Here is a 935-nt window from a genome sequence, read left to right on the forward strand (position 1 = left end):
GGCCGGCGCTTCGGCCGGCTCCGCTACGCTCCGCCGGCCGAAGCGCCGGGGTCACAGGTGATCGGGCAATTTACAGACGAAATGTTGCACCGGCAAGAAAGGCGGAACCTGTATGCCAATCGGACGTGGTACAAAGTTCGGTAGTGATTCTGAGTATCCAAACGCTAAAGATCGGGACGAGAGGCGGGGCGCTTTTGAGATAAGGTGCATTGATAGAAACGCAGCGAGTTGAGATGAAGTTTTTTGTTATAATGCTTTTGGTTTCTACAGGTGTTCTCAAGGCGCAGGGCGGCCTCGTGGCGAAGCCGCTTTGGTGGTATGATATTGCCTATCTTTCTGACATTGTTCTTATTGGGGAGGCGACCAATTTTGAGGAGGCCCTTGAGTGCGCCCCCGAGGTCGATGGTAAAGTGGTCAGAGGGACGCTAGATATTCACCCTGAAAAACTCTTGCACTTTACTCCGCAAGCGACCTCAGTAGGGGAATTGATCAAGATCAAGGGCAGATCCGCTACTTTCGGCACCAACTCTTTCGAAGTTGTGGATAAGTCCCGAATTATTGATAAAGAAGAGGTTTCCCCAAGGGTTGAGCTGAAAAGGAAGCGCATTTTTGTTCTTCGGTATGCTTATCGACAAGATGGTTCCAGTTTCGAGCTGCTACATTGCATTGAGTTGAAGTCTTTGCGGGAAGTGAAAGATGCAATCCGTTTTCGAGGAGCCTATTGGCATCAAATTCTCAATCTTGATAATCTCTCAGAATAGAGGATGGGCTCGGTCCTCGCATTTCGCATCTGGCTACAGACCCCATTCATTCTCGATCTTCCATTAGGCGCTCATGGCGAGGGTCAGTAGTACCAGAGCTTGGCAAGGGGTTTTTTGAAGGTCGTTTTGAGGGCGTCAGGGAGCGGATCGATCCGGGCGGGCCGGTTCGACCTG

General features: G+C 51.1%; 1 protein-coding gene. It reads left to right on the plus strand.

Annotated features, from left to right (window positions below; translation table 11 throughout):
• Window positions 1-233 precede the first annotated feature (233 nt).
• Complete coding sequence (locus tag ACG2LG_RS23965) at window positions 234-761, plus strand: hypothetical protein (protein WP_396263410.1); 528 nt, start codon at window positions 234-236, stop codon at window positions 759-761.
• Window positions 762-935: the final 174 nt, after the last annotated feature.

Source organism: Haloferula sp. A504 (assembly GCF_044385805.1).
Lineage (GTDB): Bacteria > Verrucomicrobiota > Verrucomicrobiia > Verrucomicrobiales > Akkermansiaceae > Haloferula.

Bases quoted from the DNA above. Each gene is read 5' to 3' on its own strand.
- ACG2LG_RS23965 (WP_396263410.1), top strand. From the start codon at position 234: ATGAAGTTTTTTGTTATAATGCTTTTGGTTTCTACAGGTGTTCTCAAG.